Here is an 18,592-nt window from a genome sequence, read left to right as displayed (position 1 = left end):
TGTGGGCTTTTTTATCTAAAAATCGACAATGTGCTCTTGATAGTAGTCCGCAAGCGCACCGACTTGGCTGCTACACATTACTTTCATTGCTTGTTTAATGTGTTCTATTGGCCAGTTCCACCATTGGATATTGAGTAGAGTTTCAATCTCTTTATCGCTGAATCGTTGACGTACGACTTGGTTGTTTCCAACCACCACCGAATAAGGTTGCACGTCTTGCGTCACTACGGCGCGTGCTCCGATGACGGCTCCATCGCCGATGTTTACTCCGGGCATGATCATCGCCTCGCTGCCAATCCAAACATCGTTCCCCATCACCGTGTCTCCGGCACGCTCGAAACCGTCTTGCACGCCTTCTCCAAATTCTTCAGGAGAGAAGGGGAAGGTCGAAATCCAGTCAATGCGATGACCTTGATTTCCTGCCATCATGAAGGTGGCTCCAGAAGCGATGGAACAAAACTTGCCAATGATTAATTTGTCGATGCTATCGGGTTCTCTACTTTGCCATTCTTGAAGTGTGACGGGGTCACCCAACAAGTAGCGTACCGCTTGCTCTTCGAAGCTTTTTTGATGATAGAAGCCCGAGTAATAGCTGTAATCGCCAACGATGATATTGGGATTAGTGATGTGATCTTTAATGATTTGACCTTTTAACCACGTGTCGAAAACACTCATAACTCATCCTTTCAAATTTAGGTTGTACAGAGTTTAGATGCTTTCTATTATTTCCAGTAGTTTGATTTTAGAGATTCAGAATTACTGTATGGAAATAAAATGGCTCAGCTACGTACCACTTTACGTCGCTTTGTGCGAGGAGCGAAGTATTGCTGGCGCGGCAAAGCGCCTGAATTGTTCGAATGCGCATGTAAGTCGGCAACTTAAACAGCTTGAAGAGATATTGTCGGTGCAGCTTATTCAGCGAACTACGCGCCAGTTTAATTTGACCTACGATGGTTTGCGGTTTTATCAGCAGGTAAAGCAACTGCTCGAAGGCGCTGAGCAGATCAATGAGCAAGTCATGGCAAACGAGATCGTATCGGGAAAATTGAGAATAGCGGCGTCTGCTTCTTTCGGAGCCGCGTTACTCAGCCAAACATTGATCGAGTTTCGATTGCAGCATCCACAAGTGAGCGTCGAAGTGATCTTCACAGAGACACCTCTCGACTTGATTGAGGCTGGGTTTGATATCGCATTCTACTTTACCGATAATCCTCCAGAGGGATACGTCGGCCATCAGCTACGCACTTTACACTGTAAACCAATCGCTCATCGCTCGTATTTAGCTGATAAACCAAATGTAAGTACGCCAGAGGAGCTTGGCGACTTGGAGCACATCCTTTATAAAAGTCGCGACTTGGTGTTAGATAAATGGACGTTTACGCATAAGCAAACTCAGCAGCAGTGCAGCATTGAGTTAGAAAGTACGCTGAGTTTTAATCTTGTCCAGTCCATGTTGGATGCTACTTTGGCTGGCTGTGGTGTTGCCATGTTAGATGAATTTGCACTGGCTAAACTCGACCCTGTACAAAAAGAACAACTCGTGAGTTTGCTGCCAGAATGGCAAACGGATGCGATTTTGCCGCTTTATCTGCTTTACCCAAAACGTGAGCACTTACCAAGAAGAACGCGAGCGTTCATTGATCACTTTAGGAACATATACTCTGTCGGCGAATAGCGACAATTGAGGAAGTAAAGGAATGCGAAAACACTGTATTGCGATTGGTGGTGGTGGCTGGATGATGGGAGAGCATCCGAGTCCGCTCGATCAATACATTTTGTCTTTGTCTGGTAAGGAGAATCCAAACATTTGTTTTCTACCGACAGCCGCGGGAGACGCTGATGAAGTTATTGAACGTTTTTACGATGCGAAGCTTAGTGAAAACGTGACCCATTTTCCGCTGTTTAAGTTTGAAGCTGGTTGGAAAGAAACGCTATTTGAACAAGACATCATTTACGTCGGTGGCGGTAATACGCGTTCGATGTTGGCCATTTGGCGCGAATGGGGAATCGATAGAATACTCAAGCAGTGCTATGAACAAGGCATCATCATTTGTGGCATGAGCGCTGGTGCAATTTGTTGGTTTGAGTTTGCGGTGACAGACAGTGATCCCGAAGCATACCAAGTTATGCGTTGTCTTGGATTAATTGACGGTTTGGCTGCGGCGCATTTTTCCCATGTCGGTGAGAAATTTGAGGTTTTCCAAGCCTTTGCTCGTTCTCAACCGAGCATCACTTGTTATGGCATTCACGATTATGCGGCATTGCACTTTGTAGATGGAAAATTGTTAGCTACTGTCACCAGCTTTCCTGATGCAGGCGTGTTGGTCAAAACAGGTAACGAAGAAAACATATTGCGAGGGTGAGCTTCTTCAAATCAGCATTAAAGGCAATAACTACTGACCGGACATAGAAGAAGCTCATGGATTCAGCTAACTTACATTAAATATCGTGCTTACAGCTCGTAACGCAGACCTAAGTGGTAGTAGCTTTCGTCTGCGTGCGCACCGCCAAACGAGACTTCTTGTCCATTGCTGTAGCCACGCGAGCCGTTACGATCAACGTAGTTTGTGTAGATAGAAGAACGAGGCGTCAGTTTGTATTGCACTTCTAGCGTTGTATCTTTCAGCTCTAGCTCGTCACCCTCACTGTTTTCTAAAGAACGATAACCAGCACGTAGTGCCCATTTGTCATTTACACTGTAAACCGCCGTCAGTTCCATAACTTTGTCGGTACTAGTTTGTGAGTAATAGCCCTCTAGTTCATCTTCCGAGTACAACGCACCCAACATCAAATCACCTAAGTAGTAACGCGTACCTGCGCCCCAGAATGTGTAATCGGTGTCGTTGCTTTCACGTGCATCACCTTTATTTTTCTGCATCGCCACCACTGGTGCCAAGGTACCCAAATTCCCCATGTCTAGCGTATAACGCAGTGCAGCGTTGTAACCGTAGTCAAGCTCAGAAGTGTTGTTTCCTAAAATGTACGCGACAGAAAAGTCGAAATTACCTAGGCTGTTTTGGTATTGCAGCGTGCCATCTTGACGGAAAACTTGCGTCGCGGTTTTGTCGACTTTGTTCGCTTGGCGCGCCATAGAAACATCGGAAGAGGCGAACACATCACCAATGTCGGTAAACATAATCAATCCAGATGCCACGCGACCACCAGTAATGCGACCATAATCTTTCGCATCAATACCTGCCCATACATAACGTGCGGTCAGAGACGGTTTGTCGTTTACTTGGTTTGCGTATTCAGCGGCACCCACTTGGTATTGCGCTTGGCCGATGATCGACGCGTACTCGTTGATGGTTTGTGAACCGTTTAAACCAATACGACCATCAAACTCGCCATTTGCATCGCCATGCTCATCATTTTTACTGGTGACATTGAAACCAAGACGAGAGTAAATATTTAAAACTGACCCATCTTCCGCTTGATACAGCTGCGCTGCCATTGCATTTGATGCCATCAATGTTGGGAGAAGTAGAGTCAAAATGTGCTTTTTCATGATTAACGACCTTTCATTTCTATTGTTTTAGGTACGACAAAGCCCCTTCCGAGTAACGGAATAAGAAAAACTGTCGTGAAGTAGAGAGAGGGGGCGCCCTTGTTTGCCAAGGGCGCGAGCTAGTCCATTCCTATAGGGGAAGAATGATTTAGCTTAAATCGACGTCTTTGCAGCCAAAGAAGTAAGTCGCGAGGAAGCCGACGATGTAAGAGATAAGCAGGCCAGCAACAAACACCATCATGCCCGGGAAGATGCCATTTTCTGATGTCATGAGAGGAATTGCCACGATACCGGACGGGCCAAACACCGTATTAAGACCAACTGGTAAGCCAAGGTAAGAAACTAAGCCGATAAAGAAGCCGCCCGCAGCACCACCAATACAAGCGGTAACGAATGGTTTTACGCGTGGTAATGTCACGCCGTAAATCAATGGTTCGCCAATACCTAGAAGGCCAGGAATAATAGCGCCTTTAACTTGAGTGCGCAGTAGAGCGCCTTTTTTGGCTTTGAAATACAGCGCCATTGACGCGCCAACCTGACCGCCACCAGCCATCGCCAGGATAGGAAACAGCGAGTTAAAACCCTGTGCTTCCATCAATGCGAAGTACACAGGAACGAAACCCTGGTGGATTCCAAATACCACAGAAATTAAGAACAAACCTGCCAAGATTGCAGCACCTAATGGGTTATCGTTCAAGTTGAGGAACAACCAAGACATCCCTTTAAACAGCTCGCCGCCGATTGGCATGATGATCAAGAAGGTTACCGCACCCATGATCAACAGAGTGATAACGGACGTTAAGATCATGTCCAGATCATCTGGCATGTATTGACGAACCTTACGCTCGACTTGCGCACCGATGATCGCCGCCAAAAGTACGCCGATAATGTTGCCGCGCGGATCAATCGCAAAGCCGAAAAACTCGTTCATGCCAGAGTAAATGCCGGATGTAGCCTCTGGGTTGTAACCCAGTACAAACAAAGAGGCGAGAATGGCACCATTAACACCAGAGCCGCCAAACGCTTGCTGCGCGTTGTAACCAATCAGAATACTTAAGAAAGCAAACAGACCCTTACCAAAGACTTTCATGTAGGCGATGAAATCCAACATAAACTGGCTTGGTGTCTGGTCGAGAACAAACATCTGTTCCAATAACGTCGCGAAACCTAGCAACAAACCAGCGGCAATAAAGCCAGGGATCAACGGCGTAAAGATGGTGGCAAACTTGCTTAAAAAACGCTGAACCGCACTGGTTTGTTTGCTCTTCATCTGTTTTTTCTGCTCGGCCGCGACGGCAGAAAGATCTTGTTGCGGCATATCTGGTTCTTCACTATCACCAGAGGTTAAGCTGTCGATCAATTGATTCATCATCTCAGCCGCTTGTTGAGCTTTTCCGGGACCGAGAATGATCTGAAATTGCTCATCGCTTTCCACCACACCCATTACGCCGGGAATTTGCTTGATAACAGACTGGTCAGCCAAGCCATTGTTGGCGAGCGATAAACGCAAACGCGTCATACAGTTACCACATTTGCTTACATTGCTGCTGCCACCCACTGCGGACAGCAACTGCGATACTGTGTTTGAAGTTATTTTTGCCATAGGGTCTATCCTTCAGAACTCGGATTATTTAGTTATTATTTAGTGCTGCGCGAATAAAACCGTTGTGCGCGGCGAGCCGTGATTTGGCTTGTTCGGCATCCAAATCGGCCAAAATCATTAAGACGGCAGTTTTGCAGTGGCGAGCGCAGGCATTTAATGCTCGCTCTGCTTCTTCTTTTGATGCGCCAGTTGCTTCTACAACAATGTTGGTTTGGCGTTGGATGAGCTTGGCGTTGGTGGCCTCTACATCCACCATTAAGTTACCAAATACCTTACCGCTACGAATCATTGCGCCTGTCGTGAGCATGTTTAACACCAGTTTTTGTGCGGTGCCGGCTTTCATGCGAGAAGATCCAGTAACGACCTCTGCGCCAACAATCGGCAGAATCGCGATGTCGGCCGCTTTTGCCATGGCACATTCTGGATTACAGGCGATAGATGCGGTCGTAGCTCCGATGGATTTAGCGTACTCCAAACCACCAAGTACATAAGGTGTACGGCCACTCGCTGCAATGCCTACAACCACGTCATGGCTGGTGAGGTGAAGTGCTTTTAAGTCGTCTTGACCCATTTGCGCGTCGTCTTCTGCATTTTCTACCGCTTTCAAAATCGCCTGATGTCCACCAGCAATTAAGCCAATCACCATGTCTGGATGCGTGCCGTAGGTTGGAGGACACTCGCTCGCATCAAGAATGCCTAAGCGGCCTGATGTGCCAGCTCCCATGTAAACTAAGCGGCCACCATTTGTAAAAGCTTGGGTAATCGCATCAACCGCCTTTGCAATTTGTGGTAGCACTGCTTTGACCGCGAGCGCGACTTTTTGATCCTCTTCATTAATGACTTGCAGCATCTCGATGGTCGAAAGCGTATCAATCTCTGCACTGGCTGGATTACGGCTTTCTGTCACCAATCGGCTTAAATCAATTTTCATGTTTTACACTCTTCGTAATGTTCAATCTGAGGGCGATTCTATGGAATAAAATATTCTGTTTTGGTGATAAAAATCACACTTGAGGTTATTCTTTGTGCAGGAGAAATTTGGAATAATGAGAGAAAATATACGTCCATTACATCCGGTATAAACTGGCTTGGTTAGAGTAATCATGGGGTTAAGTCAAACTCCAATTATTTTTGTTTTGGAATAAATTATTTAAATTTTTTGAGGTTTTTGTTGTGTCAGTTGTCAATAAGATAGTCGCGAGGCGTACTCAGCTTTCGCAAAGTGGTCGTTTGGTCGGCGATTGGATTGTTGAAAACGCAGAAAAGGCGGCGCTGCTCACTAGCCAAGAACTTGCGGCGCAAGTAAAAGTGAGTCAATCGAGCATTGTAAAATTTACTCAGCGTATTGGCTTTAAAGGCTACAGCGAGTTTAAGTTAGCTCTGAATGAAGAGATTGGCCGTAAGCATGCGATGCAGTCGACACCGTTGCACAGTGATATTTTGGCAGATGATCCCATCGCGGTTATTTCACAGAAACTGGTGAAAGCGAAAACCGACGCTATGTTTCAAACCACCAATGCGCTGTCTTTTGAAGCGTGTCACCAAGCGGTGAAATGGTTGAGTGAAGCGCGTCGAGTGCAAGTGGTCGGGATTGGGGGCTCAGCCCTGACCGCGAAGGATTTAAGCTTTAAACTGCTTAAACTCGGTATTACGGCGCTTTCCGAACAAGACAGCCACGTGCAGATTGCTGTTGCTCGTACCCTCTCTTCAGAAGATGTGCAGATTGCGATTTCGTATTCAGGCGAACGCAAAGAAATTCTCGTCGCAGCAGAAGCGGCAAAAGAGCAGGGCGCGAAGGTAATTGCGTTATCTGCTCCTGGGAGAAGTCGCTTGCGCGGTATTGCCGATATTACGTTTAATACGATTGCCAATGAAACGGAACATCGCAGCTCATCCATTGCTTCGCGCACCGCGCAAAACGTGATCACCGATTTGCTGTTTATCATCTTGGTTCAGCAAAGAGACGAAAGTGCACGTCAGTTGATCAGCGATATCAGTACCGACATCAAACAGATCCTCACATGATCGCTCAAACAACCGCGGACTAAAGATCCGGATCGTGCATCAGTAAAGCAATAAAAGCGGACAGATGCTTTTCAATGGTGAGATCGGCAGAAATCGCGGGCAATTCCAACGTGATGCAAGGTAAATCACGTTCACTACACCAAGTGCCGAATGAGCCGGGTGTTTCGTAGTCGACATCGTCAACGATTGGCAGTTGAAACTGCTCGCCGAGCCATTTGGCAAGGTTGGAATGTTTGGGATCATCCACAAACGCAAGCGGTTCATGAAATGACACCACAAACTTTGGCCTACGTAGTTCAATCAAGTTAATTAATGCGCCAACTTCTGGCTCTAGCTGGTTTTTAGAGCCTGTTTTCACCTTTACGTCTCGAACGGGTGTGTGAGAGCTCCATCGATACACGGTGCCATGCTCTGTCCAATTTGGGGTTGGAAACGCGCGATTGAGATCCACTTGGTTTGCATTTGCACGTGTGCCTAGCTGGTTGCCGTCAGGATTCATTGACAGAATCACATCATGTCGTAAGTTTTTAGCTGGCAAGCTTCTTAGCGCACAGGACAAACCTGCAATCGAGGCTGTCTCATCCCCGTGAGTGCCTGCCAAAATCAAACCTCGCGAAGCACTTTCGACTTGCGCCGGAAAATACAGTAATGGCGCACCAAGCACGGAATGACCGTATGTTGTTGGCCGAATTAAAAATGCCGCTCTTTCCGTTCTTGGAATTAGACTCACCGTAATCTCCTGATTGATGAAGTAATATCAATATCTAAGCTAATTAAACCTAGCTAAACCGAACCGTTTAAACTCGTCAACGGTTGAAATGTTAATTGTGGCGCTTGCTTCACAAGACGCGTTAGGAGAACGAAAAACGATATGGATTTTAAAAAACATTCAACGGCGTTGCTGATTTCCTCTTTATTCACCCCTTTTCTATCTGCATCTGTCGTTGCAGATACCTTACCTAACGGCGTTCAACTCGCCGCAGAGCAACATTTGGTACGTGCGAATGACGCAGAGGCGGCAACGCTTGATCCGGCAAAAGCCGAAGGTCTGCCAGAAATGCACGTGATTCGTGACTTATTTGAAGGGCTGGTGATTCAAGATCGTGACGGAAACATCATTCCCGGTGTGGCGGAATCGTGGGAAACCAAGGACAACCTAACCTTTGTTTTTCACTTGCGCAAAGAAGCGAAATGGTCGAATGGCGAGCCTGTGACGGCGGATGATTTTGTCTATTCACTGCGCCGAGCGGTGGACCCGAAGACCGCTTCTCCAAATGTTTGGTATCTCAAACTCACCAAGATCAAAAACATCGCCGATGTGGCAGAGGGCAAAAAGCCTTTGGACGATCTCGGTATCGTGGCGGTGGATAAATACACCTTACGTTTTGAGTTGGACAGTCAAGTACCGTACTTTGTTGCTATGACTGGGCACACGTCCATGATGCCAGTGCATCAAGCGACAGTGGAAAACCGCGACAAGCCGTGGAGCGATCCAGACCAATTTGTTAGCAACGGTGCATTCACATTGGATAAGTGGGTCGTGAATGAGCGCATTGAACTGGTTAAGAATCCAAGTTACTGGGACAGCGCAGATACGCATTTAAACAGAGTGACTTACATTCCGTTTGAAAACCAAAACGCGTCGATCAATCGTTATGCGGCAGGAGAGCTGGATATCACGTCAGATGTGCCGACTCATATGGCGCAGAAGCTTAAACAAGATTACAAGCAGGCTTACACGGTGGTGCCATTACTGTGCACGTATTACTACGCGTTCAATACCACTCGTCCGCCATTTGATGATGCGCGAGTGCGTCAAGCGGTGTCGTACTCCATCATGCGTGATGTGATTACGAATGGTGTCACGCAAGTGGGCAACTTTCCTGCTTATACCTTTGCGCATCAGTACACCGCCGGGTTTGATGCGACGCCGCCTGAATACAGTAAGTGGAGTCAACAACAACGTGACGAGAAAGCGCGTCAGTTGTTAAAAGAAGCGGGTTACAGCAAAGACAAGCCGCTCGATTTTAAATTGCTGTACAACACCAGTGAGGCAAACAAATCGATCGCGGTTGCGATAGCGTCGATGCTACAAAAAAATCTCGGTGCAAACGTGGAGTTAGAAAACCAAGAGTGGAAGTCGTACTTAGTGGCGCGTAAACAAGGCAATTTCGATGTGATGCGTGCTTCCTGGTGCGGTGATTACAATGAAGCGTCTACTTTCCTGAGCTTACTTCGCTCAGGTTCTTCGGGTAACTTTGCACGTTACAGCAATGCAGCGTACGACAACGCGATGAACAGTGCATTGGCTGCAACCGATGAGAAAGCGCGCCAAGGATTTTACGACCAAGCTGAACGGTTGCTGGCGGCAGATATGCCCATTGCGCCAATCTATTATTACATGCAAGCGCGTTTGGTTCGTCCAACCGTGGGTGGCTTTGCAAAGAACAACGTAGAAGGGCGCATCTACTCGAAAGATCTCTACATCAAGAAGTAGCGCTCAAAACAAGCGATAAATACGAAGCCCCGAAGATGTGTCTTACGGGGCTTCTTTTTATTGTTAGCGAGCGGAGAGCTTGTCCACTAGCATTGCGACTCGTTTGCCAAGATACTCCGCCGTTGCAACATCAGAAGCATGCAACTGACCACCTTCACCACCTTGTGCAACAATACCACCTTGTACACCATAACGATTCAGGTTTTGCTCCCCAGAATTGCTGATCTTATCCAACCCGACCCACATCATGCCGTGTTGGTTAGCGAGCGTTTGTAGATATTGTAATGTGCAAGATTGGTCGCCATTCATTGCCCCACCACTGGTAAAGCCAGCCGCGATTTTGCTCGCCCATTTTTGGTAATACCAAGATTCACTGCTTGCATCTGCAAATGCTTTAAACTGCGCTGCTACACCGCCCATATAGGTCGGTGAGCCAAAGATAATCGCATCACACTCAGCAAGTTCATCCATTAGTTTAGGGTTCACAAAACGTCCCTCAATAATCTCACTGCCTTCAATTCGGTGAGAGAGGATTTCACAGTCATCTTGCTGCTTAATGCCTTGTTGTTCAACGCCTGCGGCAATCGCGCGAGCAAGCTGACCAGTAACGTCGGTTTTAGAGAAATAAATAATCGCAATTTTGGACACAATGGTTCCTTTTTTCATTGTTGATTTTTAATCGTGCGACTAAGGCTAAAACCTCAAGCTAAGTTGAGGTCAAGAAGAGATTTGAGATAGATAAAGTACGAATTGGTATCTAAAGAGCTTTCTTATAGGGTAAGCCGACGGCATAACTACAGTGAATGCAACGACGATGAATATCGTGTATAAAAGCGTTAAAGGAAGATCTTAAAAATGTAGAAAACTCTCTTGGAAACAATGATAAAGGTACCGATACTAGTGATGATTAATAGGCGGAAAAATAGATTAAAATATGTAAACTCAGACCTGATCCAAGGCGGGAAAAGTACATTTCATCGTTTCTTAAGGCGAGGGATTATTATCATTATGGTAGGAGGCCTTTCTACAGCCTCTTCCACGGTATTTGCACACTTTATAGCGGGGGTGTTTGATGTGGATATGAATGTTCATCCAGAGAGCTTAGAAGAAAAAGTGCATGCACTACTTTTTGTTTCGGTCAGTCTTGTTTTTTACCTCTTTTCTGCCCTTATCTCGCTAAATATTAGTGGGTGGCTCATAATGAAGCTAAAAATATAAGCTTAACTAAAACCATGTCCTTGTATTTTAAGGAAGATGGAACTAGTGACGATTTTTTCTTTGCTTGCACCATCTCTATTTTTTGTATTTATTTAAGGTTCGTAAATAAGAAGCTTCCTTTGGTTAAAGTGGCGCTTTTGGTTTCGGCGATGTGTCATGTTTTTATCATGAAAGAATACAGTGGTGACCTTCAGCTTATACGTTTTGTCTCTTCACTGTTGTTCTCCATTAACTTTGGGTTATTTGTGACTACCAAGTGATATTAAAAAGCCGATGTAGATACATCGGCTTTTTAGTGGGTTATTTCTTTCTGCGAGTATAAATCCGAGATTTTGCTTTACTTGGCTCTGGCTTGCTTTTTGCCAGCTTTAGCACTGCTTTTTGCAAAATCTGGTTGTTTGGGTAAGTGATCAAGTTTCCGTTGTCGTGCTTAATTAACACGTGAAACATACTGATTTCTTGAATCTCGCCGCTGATGTCTTCGTCTTTGTCTACGACTTTGATGCGATCGCCCACTCGGTATGGGAAGACAAAAAAGATCAAAAAGCTGGCAGTGATGTTGCTCAGAATTGACCATTGCGCGATAAACGCTACACCCAATACGGCGAAAATGGACGATAGGAACAATGACACATCACCATAGCCAATACCGGTGATAATGGCAAAAACAGACGCGGTTAAAAATAAAAGCACGACGTTAAAACAACGCTGAATAAAACTCAGGCGGGCCTTTTTTACACCTTTTGAGGTCGCTAAGTTTAAAATGGCTCGATTGACGATTCTCTTCAGAATGCGATAAGCAATCAGGACAATAATGCCCATTAAGACTTTGTACCCGAGAGAGCCAGCGGTGAAATACTGGCTCACTTGATCTAGATGGATCCAATCATTCATTTCTTCAACTCGACGATATTAAGAAAACCGCTGTTATAGCTGATTTTCTGATGTAAGTAATCACAAATTTTCTCTCTCCATTTTTCGTCTCTCTACCTAGGAATTTCGCCCTAGAACCTACGGAGAGTTGTAGAGTTTTATCAATAGTGTGCAGAGCTTTGCTTCTGTTTGCGCTCACCGCATATATTCAACCAAAGTTGATGCGGTTTTAAAGTGTTTAATGTTTGAGCTGTATCTCATATCCGGTATTGTATGAGGCTAGGATCGTATAAACGTGCTGAATATGATTTTTGTCCTGATAACCTAAGACGTGTTGAGTGAAATGGCTTGCTAGGATATCTATCAAATGGAAGAAGATGAAAAGGCGATTATGATGTTGATAGTGATTGTGGGGCTAGTGCTCGTTTGGATAGCGCTTGAAGAGCTTAACTATCTTGGATTCTCAATAAAATAAGCCCCGTTAAACATGAGTCAAACGGGGCCTTTCTCTTTTATAAATGCTAATTTCGGTTAGCTAACCGCACGTACTTTGCCTTGCTTCAGGTCATTCAGCACTTGCGCTTTAGGACCATCAGCAATGATGCTGCCTTTCTCCATCACAATTACTCGATCAACGATGTCGAGCATCGACGTTTTATGCGTAATCAGTATCAATGTTTCGCTCGGTTTGAGCTGAGATAGCTGGTGCTTAATATGCATTTCAGAGCGGTTATCCATCGCGCTGGTCGGTTCATCCATAAGTAGGACGGGAGGACGGCCCAAAAATGCACGAGCGATCGTGACGGCTTGACGTTGACCACCAGAAAGCATCGTACCACCTTCACCAACTTGACGTTCTAAACCAGCTGGATCCGATTGTGTAAATGCGGTCACGCCTGCACGGTTTGCTGCATCAAGCACGTCTCGGTCATCTGTTAGTGGACGACCCAAGGTAATATTGTCGCGAATCGAACCGAAGAATAGATTCGAATCTTGAGGCACACAGCCGATGTTACGTCGAACATCAACGTGGTGAAGCTGTGCAATATCAGTGTCATCGATACGTACGTGCCCCTCTGTTGGCTTATACAAGCCCATAATCAAGCGCTCCAACGTTGTCTTACCCGAACCAATCCGACCGATTATCGCGACTTTTTCTCCAGGATTTATCGTGAGAGAAATGTTACGTACAGACGCGACAGGAGAGTCTGGGTAATGAAACGTTACGCGATCAATTTCAATCTTACCTTGGATGATTGGGCGATGGATATAGCGTTTCCCTTCTTCTTGCTCGTCCGGCATTTCCATGACTTGATTGATAATCGTCATAGAAGACTTTGCTTGGTTGTAGCGCGTTGAGAGCAAAGACAACTGAACCAAAGGCCCTATGGCGCGACCACTCAACATGGTTGCGGCGATTAAGCCACCCATGGTGAGTTCGCCTTCTGCAATCAGATAAACACCGAGAATGATCATCCCAACGTTACTACTTTGCTGCACGAAGCCTGCCGCATTCTGGATGCTGTCGGTAATGCGGCGGCTTTTGATGTTCCAGTTCGCCATGTGCGCCACCGCTTCTTCCCAACGGTATTGGAATTGGCTTTGCGCGCTGAGCATTTTTACGGTTTCTAGCCCCGCTAGACTCTCAATTAAGTTGGCGTATTTTTGCGATGCTAAGCGTGACCCTTCCTCTATAGAGCGACGCAGCGGTCCTTGAATCAGCAGTGAATGAACAATCAAAATGACCACGCCGACCATTGGAACATACACAAGATCGCCAGCCATTAGCCATATAATCACCAAGAACAGAATGGCAAAAGGCAGGTCAATTAGGGCACTGACGGTTGCAGACGTGAAGAATTCTCGAATAGATTCAAACTCTTGAAGATGGCGAGCGAATGCGCCGACCGAAGGCGGCTTGGACTCCATTCGGATGCCCATCACTTTGCTGAACAGTTTGGAGGAAATCAGAATGTCAGACTTCTTTCCTGCGACATCAATAAAGTAGTTTCTCAACGATTTGAGTATGAAATCGAATAGAAAGACAACAAAGATGCCGCTTGCCAATACCCATAAGGTTTCAAACGCGAGATTCGGTACCACTTTGTCGTACACCAAGCGAGTGAACAGCGGGGCGGCAACGGCAAAGAGGTTGATGAGAAGTGAGGCGATTAAAACATCGCGGTAGATACGTTTTGACTGCCACAAGGTTGACCAAAACCAGTGACCTTCGTTGGTTTTGAGCACCTCGGGAGAGCGCTCATCGAAACGGAATTGCTTTTTAACTAAAAAGTAGCGACCAGTGTACTGCTCAAGTAGGTCTTCTAATGGAATGGAGATTGGCACCATTCCACTTTCTAAGGTGGTGACTTCGGCTTCGCGTGTCTCCGCGTTAATGCTGTTGAGAACGCATGAGTCACCGCCTTTAAGAACTAAGATTGCCGGCAGAATCAGGCTGGAGATGTTCTCCAGCTCTGCACGGTTTTCCTTGGCAACCAATCCGGCCCTTTCCGCTGCTCTTGGTAGCAAAAATGGAGTTAGCTTGCCGTCTGAAAGCGGAAGGCCATTGACCAGCGCTTCTGGCGAGTTAGCTAACCCATAGTAACGGCTAACGTAGATGAGCGAATTCAGTAAAGGGTCTTTCATCTGTGGTAAACCTTTTTATTCCTTGTCGACGATGAATCCTTGGAATACCTCAACAAAATGCTCGGTGAGGAAGTCCAACTGGATTTGAGTTTCAATACGCGACGCGATAGTCGTAATGCCTAGGTTATGGGCAGTACGAGAAATCGACGTTAGCGTGAATTTCTGTTTTTCGTCGTGTAAGTTGTGTGTGAATAGGTAATCAAGCTTCACATAGTTAGGGCGGAACTCTTGGATGTACTCCAATGACTGGAAGTTACGTCCATAGTTATCTACGCCAAACTCAGCCCCGGATTGGCGAATGGCATTACATAACAGCGCCGTGTGGTGAGGCTGATCAATAAAACACTCTTCTGGAATTTCAAAGTGTAGCTTAGAGGCCACTTTTGCGTGTTTTTCCAACATGCTGGTGGTCCAGCGAATGAACGATGGCTGAGACAAGCTGCTTTGCGCAATATTGATCGCGACAGGATCGGTTAGCTCGCCACTTTCCAGCATCTTAATCATCGACTCAATAACGTATTGGTCGAAAATATTGGTGGCGTCTAGCTGCTCTAGTGCGAATAAATATTGGTTGGCACGGAACGTTTCGCCCTCTTTTTCGATGCTTGAGAACACTTCGTTATGGAACACTTTACCCCAAGTGTTCTTCGCTGCTTGGAAGCGGAATTTAACCCAATCGCTATGAATCGCTTCTTCAACCAGCGCTTTCCACTGCTGTTTACCCATTAAGTTAGAAGGTGTGTCACTGCCGATAAAGCCGTAAGCTTTGTCTGGTTGAGCTTTTGCTTTCGAGAGAGCATTATCCACCATAGATAAGATTTCAGAGCGCGTTTTTTGGTCTTTACTATGCGCAACACCTAAGGCTGCTTTTGGTTTGGCTAGACCGGTTGGATCAGTGTTCAACCCGTTAACGCAGTTCACGATGCTGTCCGCCAAAATGCGTAGTTCGCTTTCATCCATGTGTGGGAAAAGCAGACCAAATTCATCACTAGACAGGCGTGCAATGGTAGCTCCCGGCACATCAATGGTGTTCTTCAGACGTTGAGACAACTCTTTTACGTGGGCATCGGCGCGTTGGTAGTCTTTTGTCTCGTAAATGTCACCAATGTATTCTGCATGGAGTAGCGCGATACCCCCTTGCGTTTGCTCTGCCAACCATTGGTCGATTTGGTTGATGTAGAACGAGCGATTACCCAGTTTGGAGATAGGATCTAGGTAAGCTTGAGCACGCAGTCGTTGTGCCTCTTTCGCTTGCTCTTTGAATGACAGCTCAATTTGAGCAGACATCATGTTAATGCCATCTACGACCGCGATCAGATCTTTGGTTCTTGGACGAGCAAGTGGTTCACCAAATTGGTTATTAGCGATTTCATGCATTTTCTTCACGATGGCCGCTAATGGTTTTAGTGAGCGACGGAGGATGTACGAAATCGCAATTAAACCAGCCAGGAAAATGACACTGAACGCAGATAACAAACCAATAAAGCCTTGCCAGAGCTGCTCGTAAGCTGCTCCTGGGTGGCTAATGATTTCCACTTCAGCAAGTTGCATCCAACCACTGGTTACTACGCGCTTATCGTGAATGGCTTTGAATAGATTCATGTCGATAAACCATTGTGGCACCGTACTTGGTTTTACCGGGTAAGTGCGCACGATTTGGTAGTCAGAATCTAAAGCGGTCAGGCGAACAACCGAGTAGGTGCTGCCGTCAAACAGAGCATTAATCACGGATTCTACCGCGACTTTATCTTTGTCTTTAAGGTAAGGAGCCAATGCCAAACCTACGGTGTTAATGGTGTTGTTGACCTCTGAACGTTGCTGTTGTTCCAAGCTGTCTCGAGTCGTGTTGAATTGGATTACGAATACTGATGCCAACAAGAGTATAAAGACCGTAACCATTCCCACTACAAGCTTCTTATATAGGGTCATGTTTCTCACTCGTCATAGTTAATTTTAGGTTTATTTAACTGCAACTTACGTTCGCGCGAGCGTAAGTCATTCCAAAGGCTCAACCGTGATGCTTTCCCTGCCAGCTCTCCAGTGCTAGCAGAAGACTTCATCAACCACAGGTTTGTACCATTAAAACTGTATATCGGTAGCAAGTCGCTACGTTTAGAGGCTCGGACAATATCAGGGTTGATATTGTCGAGAATGAGCGGCTCAGAGCTTGGGGTTGGGTAGTAAGCTAATACCATGTGAAACTGATTCAGTTCGATGGCTTTTACGTAGATCAAACGCATCTTAGAATCTGGTATTCCTAGCTCGAGTAACGAGAAGTACTTGGCGATGGTGAAATCCTCACAATCCCCTGCATTACTCCCTAAAAATTCGAGTGGCGTAGCCCAATAATCTGTCTTTCCCCACAGTTTTATGTCGTCAACAAAATACAGCTGGTTAAAAAAGTCGTTGACGCCAGCGAGCTGTTCATGTGTCTCTAATTGTTTAAATAAGTCGAGGTTTTTTCGCCATGTATTTACGCGCAATCCCGCACGTTCGCCGTACACCGCTGTGACCGTATTGACCCATTGTTGTTCTTTACTGCTTAACGCACCAATTTGGAACGAAAAACAACTTAAACTGATTAATAATGTAACTTTACGCTTCAAATTGGATCGCATATTCGACTCATATCACAAGTATACTCTTCTAAAGGGTTCGTCAGTGAGAAACAAGTGCTTTTTATTTAGTCACTTATCGCTCAATACTCGCCGTTGTGAGTACCTTGGTGTGATTTACTCCTTCAAGGCGTTCGTTTTGGCACTTAAAATCGGTTTAAGTAGATATTCCAAAACGGTTCGCTTCCCTGTGATGATATCGACCGATGCCGTCATTCCTGGAATGATTGGTAAATCTGCATCTTGACCAAAATTCGTTTTATCGGTGCGGACACGAACGATGTAAAAGCTATTTCCTTCTTCATCTTGGGTTGTATCTGCGCTGATGTGCTCCAATTCACCCTCTAAGCCGCCGTACTTAGTGAAGTCGTAAGCCGTAAACTTCACGATGGCGTGTAGGTCCGGGCGCAAAAATGCAATGTCTTTGGGCGCAATTTTCGCTTCTACTAATAACGTATCTTCAGTTGGTACAATTTCGACGATATCCATGCCTGGCTGGATAACACCCCCAACGGTGTTGATGTTCAGCGTTTTGATTTTGCCTGTTACTGGCGAGTTCACAACGGTTCGATTAACTCTATCTTCTAAACCCACTGCTGATTCAACCAAGGCAGATAACTGGTCTTGGGCGCTATTGAGTTTCTCTTGCTGTTCAGAGCGGAATTTGAGCGCAACATCGATGCGATTAAGCATAGATTCTCGAATTGCTGACTTTAGTACCGGGATTTTGAGCTCACTGGAAGTCATTTCGCGGCGGGTGTCGTTGACTTGGCGTTGTAATTTGAGTAATTCAATACGAGGTACAACACCTTCATCAGCCAACGGTTTGGTGATGTCTAATTCTTTCTTTGCATATTGATAGCTTTGACGTAAGTTCCTTACTCGCGCTTCAATCTCTACTAAGTCCTGCTGCTTTTGCTGAACTTGTTGGTCAATCACCGAAAGTTGGTTGCGTAAATTGTCTAAATCTTCGCGGTACTCTGCTTTCTGGCGCTGAGTGAGTTTCGGCTGAGTTTCTTCTAAAGTTGGCGGAAAGGTCAGTTTGCCATAATCGAGTACTACGCTTTGGCGCCAGTTTTCCGTTTCAAAATCACGATTCACGGCAACACTGTTGATTGAAGCTGAGAGTTGCAGCACAGACGCAGTTAGGTTGGCAACTTGTTGTTCACGCTCACGAAAATCAGAGCGAAAGCGAGTGTCATCGATAAGAAGCAACTGCTGACCTTTTTCAACCAACTGACCTTCTTTGACTAAAATTTCTTTGACTAAGCCACCTTCTAAGTTTTGGACAACTTGAATCTGTGAAGAAGGAATGACTTTTCCCTGACCAACAGTGACTTGGTCGATTTCAGCCCAAGATGCCCAGCCTATTGCAGCAATAAAAAACAACACCATCACCCAGAGCATCAAACGTGCGCTGTTGGGGGTGTTGAGGAGCAATGCTGCAGTTTTGTCGTCAACAAAATCCAACTCTTCATTGTTGAGTTTGTTGTAGTTATCTCGGCTCATCACAGTCCCTGCTTATATAAATGCTGATTATCTTTTTGATCTTATTATTATTAACCGATCATGTCAGTATGCTCGGCGAATAAAAATATGAGACGAAG

Annotated in this window: 16 protein-coding genes; 5 read left to right on the top strand and 11 right to left on the bottom strand. The window is 45.8% G+C overall.

Annotated elements, in window-relative coordinates:
* Nucleotides 1-15: 15 nt before the first annotated feature.
* Nucleotides 16-675, bottom strand: coding sequence for a type C chloramphenicol O-acetyltransferase (catC, locus tag R2S67_RS02475; protein WP_256949462.1), 660 nt, complete (start codon nucleotides 673-675; stop codon nucleotides 16-18).
* Nucleotides 676-763: 88 nt separating this feature from the next.
* On the opposite strand from catC, the gene R2S67_RS02470 reads away from it, so the two are divergent.
* Both R2S67_RS02470 and R2S67_RS02465 read left to right on the top strand, forming a co-directional pair.
* Nucleotides 764-1,675 carry a LysR family transcriptional regulator gene (locus R2S67_RS02470; protein ID WP_256949463.1) on the top strand — a complete coding sequence of 304 codons (912 nt, stop codon included), beginning with the start codon at nucleotides 764-766 and terminating at the stop codon, nucleotides 1,673-1,675.
* Nucleotides 1,676-1,697: 22 nt separating this feature from the next.
* Nucleotides 1,698-2,363, top strand: a complete 666-nt coding sequence (locus R2S67_RS02465; RefSeq protein ID WP_317342024.1) for a peptidase E — start codon at nucleotides 1,698-1,700, stop codon at nucleotides 2,361-2,363.
* A gap of 89 nt (nucleotides 2,364-2,452) precedes the next feature.
* Here the strand turns inward: R2S67_RS02465 and R2S67_RS02460 are convergent, their stop codons facing one another.
* The 3 genes from R2S67_RS02460 to murQ form a co-directional block, all read right to left on the bottom strand.
* Complete coding sequence (locus R2S67_RS02460) at nucleotides 2,453-3,508, bottom strand: porin (RefSeq protein WP_015313726.1); 1,056 nt, start codon at nucleotides 3,506-3,508, stop codon at nucleotides 2,453-2,455.
* 148 nt (nucleotides 3,509-3,656) lie between these two features.
* Nucleotides 3,657-5,111 carry a PTS N-acetylmuramic acid transporter subunit IIBC gene (murP, locus tag R2S67_RS02455; RefSeq protein WP_317342019.1) on the bottom strand — a complete coding sequence of 485 codons (1,455 nt, stop codon included), beginning with the start codon at nucleotides 5,109-5,111 and terminating at the stop codon, nucleotides 3,657-3,659.
* 28 nt (nucleotides 5,112-5,139) lie between these two features.
* A complete protein-coding gene (gene murQ, locus R2S67_RS02450; protein ID WP_317342018.1) occupies nucleotides 5,140-6,042 on the bottom strand; it encodes an N-acetylmuramic acid 6-phosphate etherase in 903 nt (300 codons plus the stop codon).
* Nucleotides 6,043-6,284: 242 nt separating this feature from the next.
* Between murQ and R2S67_RS02445 the strand changes: the two genes are divergently transcribed.
* Nucleotides 6,285-7,136, top strand: coding sequence for an SIS domain-containing protein (locus tag R2S67_RS02445; protein ID WP_317342016.1), 852 nt, complete (start codon nucleotides 6,285-6,287; stop codon nucleotides 7,134-7,136).
* Between the two features lie 19 nt (nucleotides 7,137-7,155).
* Here R2S67_RS02445 and mpaA read toward each other — a convergent pair whose 3' ends face one another.
* Nucleotides 7,156-7,866: a murein tripeptide amidase MpaA gene (gene mpaA / locus R2S67_RS02440; protein ID WP_015313722.1), complete on the bottom strand. Its 711-nt coding sequence runs from the start codon at nucleotides 7,864-7,866 to the stop codon at nucleotides 7,156-7,158.
* 141 nt (nucleotides 7,867-8,007) lie between these two features.
* Between mpaA and R2S67_RS02435 the strand changes: the two genes are divergently transcribed.
* Nucleotides 8,008-9,633, top strand: a complete 1,626-nt coding sequence (locus tag R2S67_RS02435) for an ABC transporter substrate-binding protein (protein WP_317342012.1) — start codon at nucleotides 8,008-8,010, stop codon at nucleotides 9,631-9,633.
* Nucleotides 9,634-9,696: 63 nt separating this feature from the next.
* Here R2S67_RS02435 and R2S67_RS02430 read toward each other — a convergent pair whose 3' ends face one another.
* On the bottom strand, nucleotides 9,697-10,281 hold the full coding sequence (locus R2S67_RS02430) for a flavodoxin family protein (protein ID WP_048625492.1): 585 nt from the start codon (nucleotides 10,279-10,281) through the stop codon (nucleotides 9,697-9,699).
* A gap of 231 nt (nucleotides 10,282-10,512) precedes the next feature.
* Here R2S67_RS02430 and R2S67_RS02425 point away from each other — a divergent pair, with 231 nt between their 5' ends.
* On the top strand, nucleotides 10,513-10,851 hold the full coding sequence (locus R2S67_RS02425) for a hypothetical protein (protein WP_104973199.1): 339 nt from the start codon (nucleotides 10,513-10,515) through the stop codon (nucleotides 10,849-10,851).
* 300 nt (nucleotides 10,852-11,151) lie between these two features.
* Here the strand turns inward: R2S67_RS02425 and R2S67_RS02420 are convergent, their stop codons facing one another.
* The 5 genes from R2S67_RS02420 to R2S67_RS02400 all read right to left on the bottom strand — a co-directional run bounded on the left by R2S67_RS02420 (nucleotide 11,152) and on the right by R2S67_RS02400 (nucleotide 18,494).
* Entirely contained in the window at nucleotides 11,152-11,745 is a 594-nt protein-coding gene (locus R2S67_RS02420) for a mechanosensitive ion channel family protein (RefSeq protein ID WP_268978527.1), read from the bottom strand.
* A 510-nt stretch (nucleotides 11,746-12,255) separates the two neighbouring features.
* A complete protein-coding gene (locus R2S67_RS02415; protein ID WP_317342009.1) occupies nucleotides 12,256-14,370 on the bottom strand; it encodes a type I secretion system permease/ATPase in 2,115 nt (704 codons plus the stop codon).
* Between the two features lie 15 nt (nucleotides 14,371-14,385).
* Complete coding sequence (locus R2S67_RS02410) at nucleotides 14,386-16,299, bottom strand: LapD/MoxY N-terminal periplasmic domain-containing protein (protein WP_031780239.1); 1,914 nt, start codon at nucleotides 16,297-16,299, stop codon at nucleotides 14,386-14,388.
* Between the two features lie 5 nt (nucleotides 16,300-16,304).
* Nucleotides 16,305-16,988, bottom strand: coding sequence for a transglutaminase-like cysteine peptidase (locus R2S67_RS02405; RefSeq protein WP_005392134.1), 684 nt, complete (start codon nucleotides 16,986-16,988; stop codon nucleotides 16,305-16,307).
* A gap of 114 nt (nucleotides 16,989-17,102) precedes the next feature.
* Entirely contained in the window at nucleotides 17,103-18,494 is a 1,392-nt protein-coding gene (locus R2S67_RS02400) for an HlyD family type I secretion periplasmic adaptor subunit (protein ID WP_005392136.1), read from the bottom strand.
* Between the last annotated feature and the right edge of the window lie 98 nt (nucleotides 18,495-18,592).

It is taken from the genome of Vibrio sp. T13N, assembly GCF_032970445.1.
Classification (GTDB): domain Bacteria; phylum Pseudomonadota; class Gammaproteobacteria; order Enterobacterales; family Vibrionaceae; genus Vibrio; species Vibrio diabolicus.
Note: the sequence above shows the minus strand (reverse complement) of the source record. Positions and strands in the feature narration are given on the sequence as shown.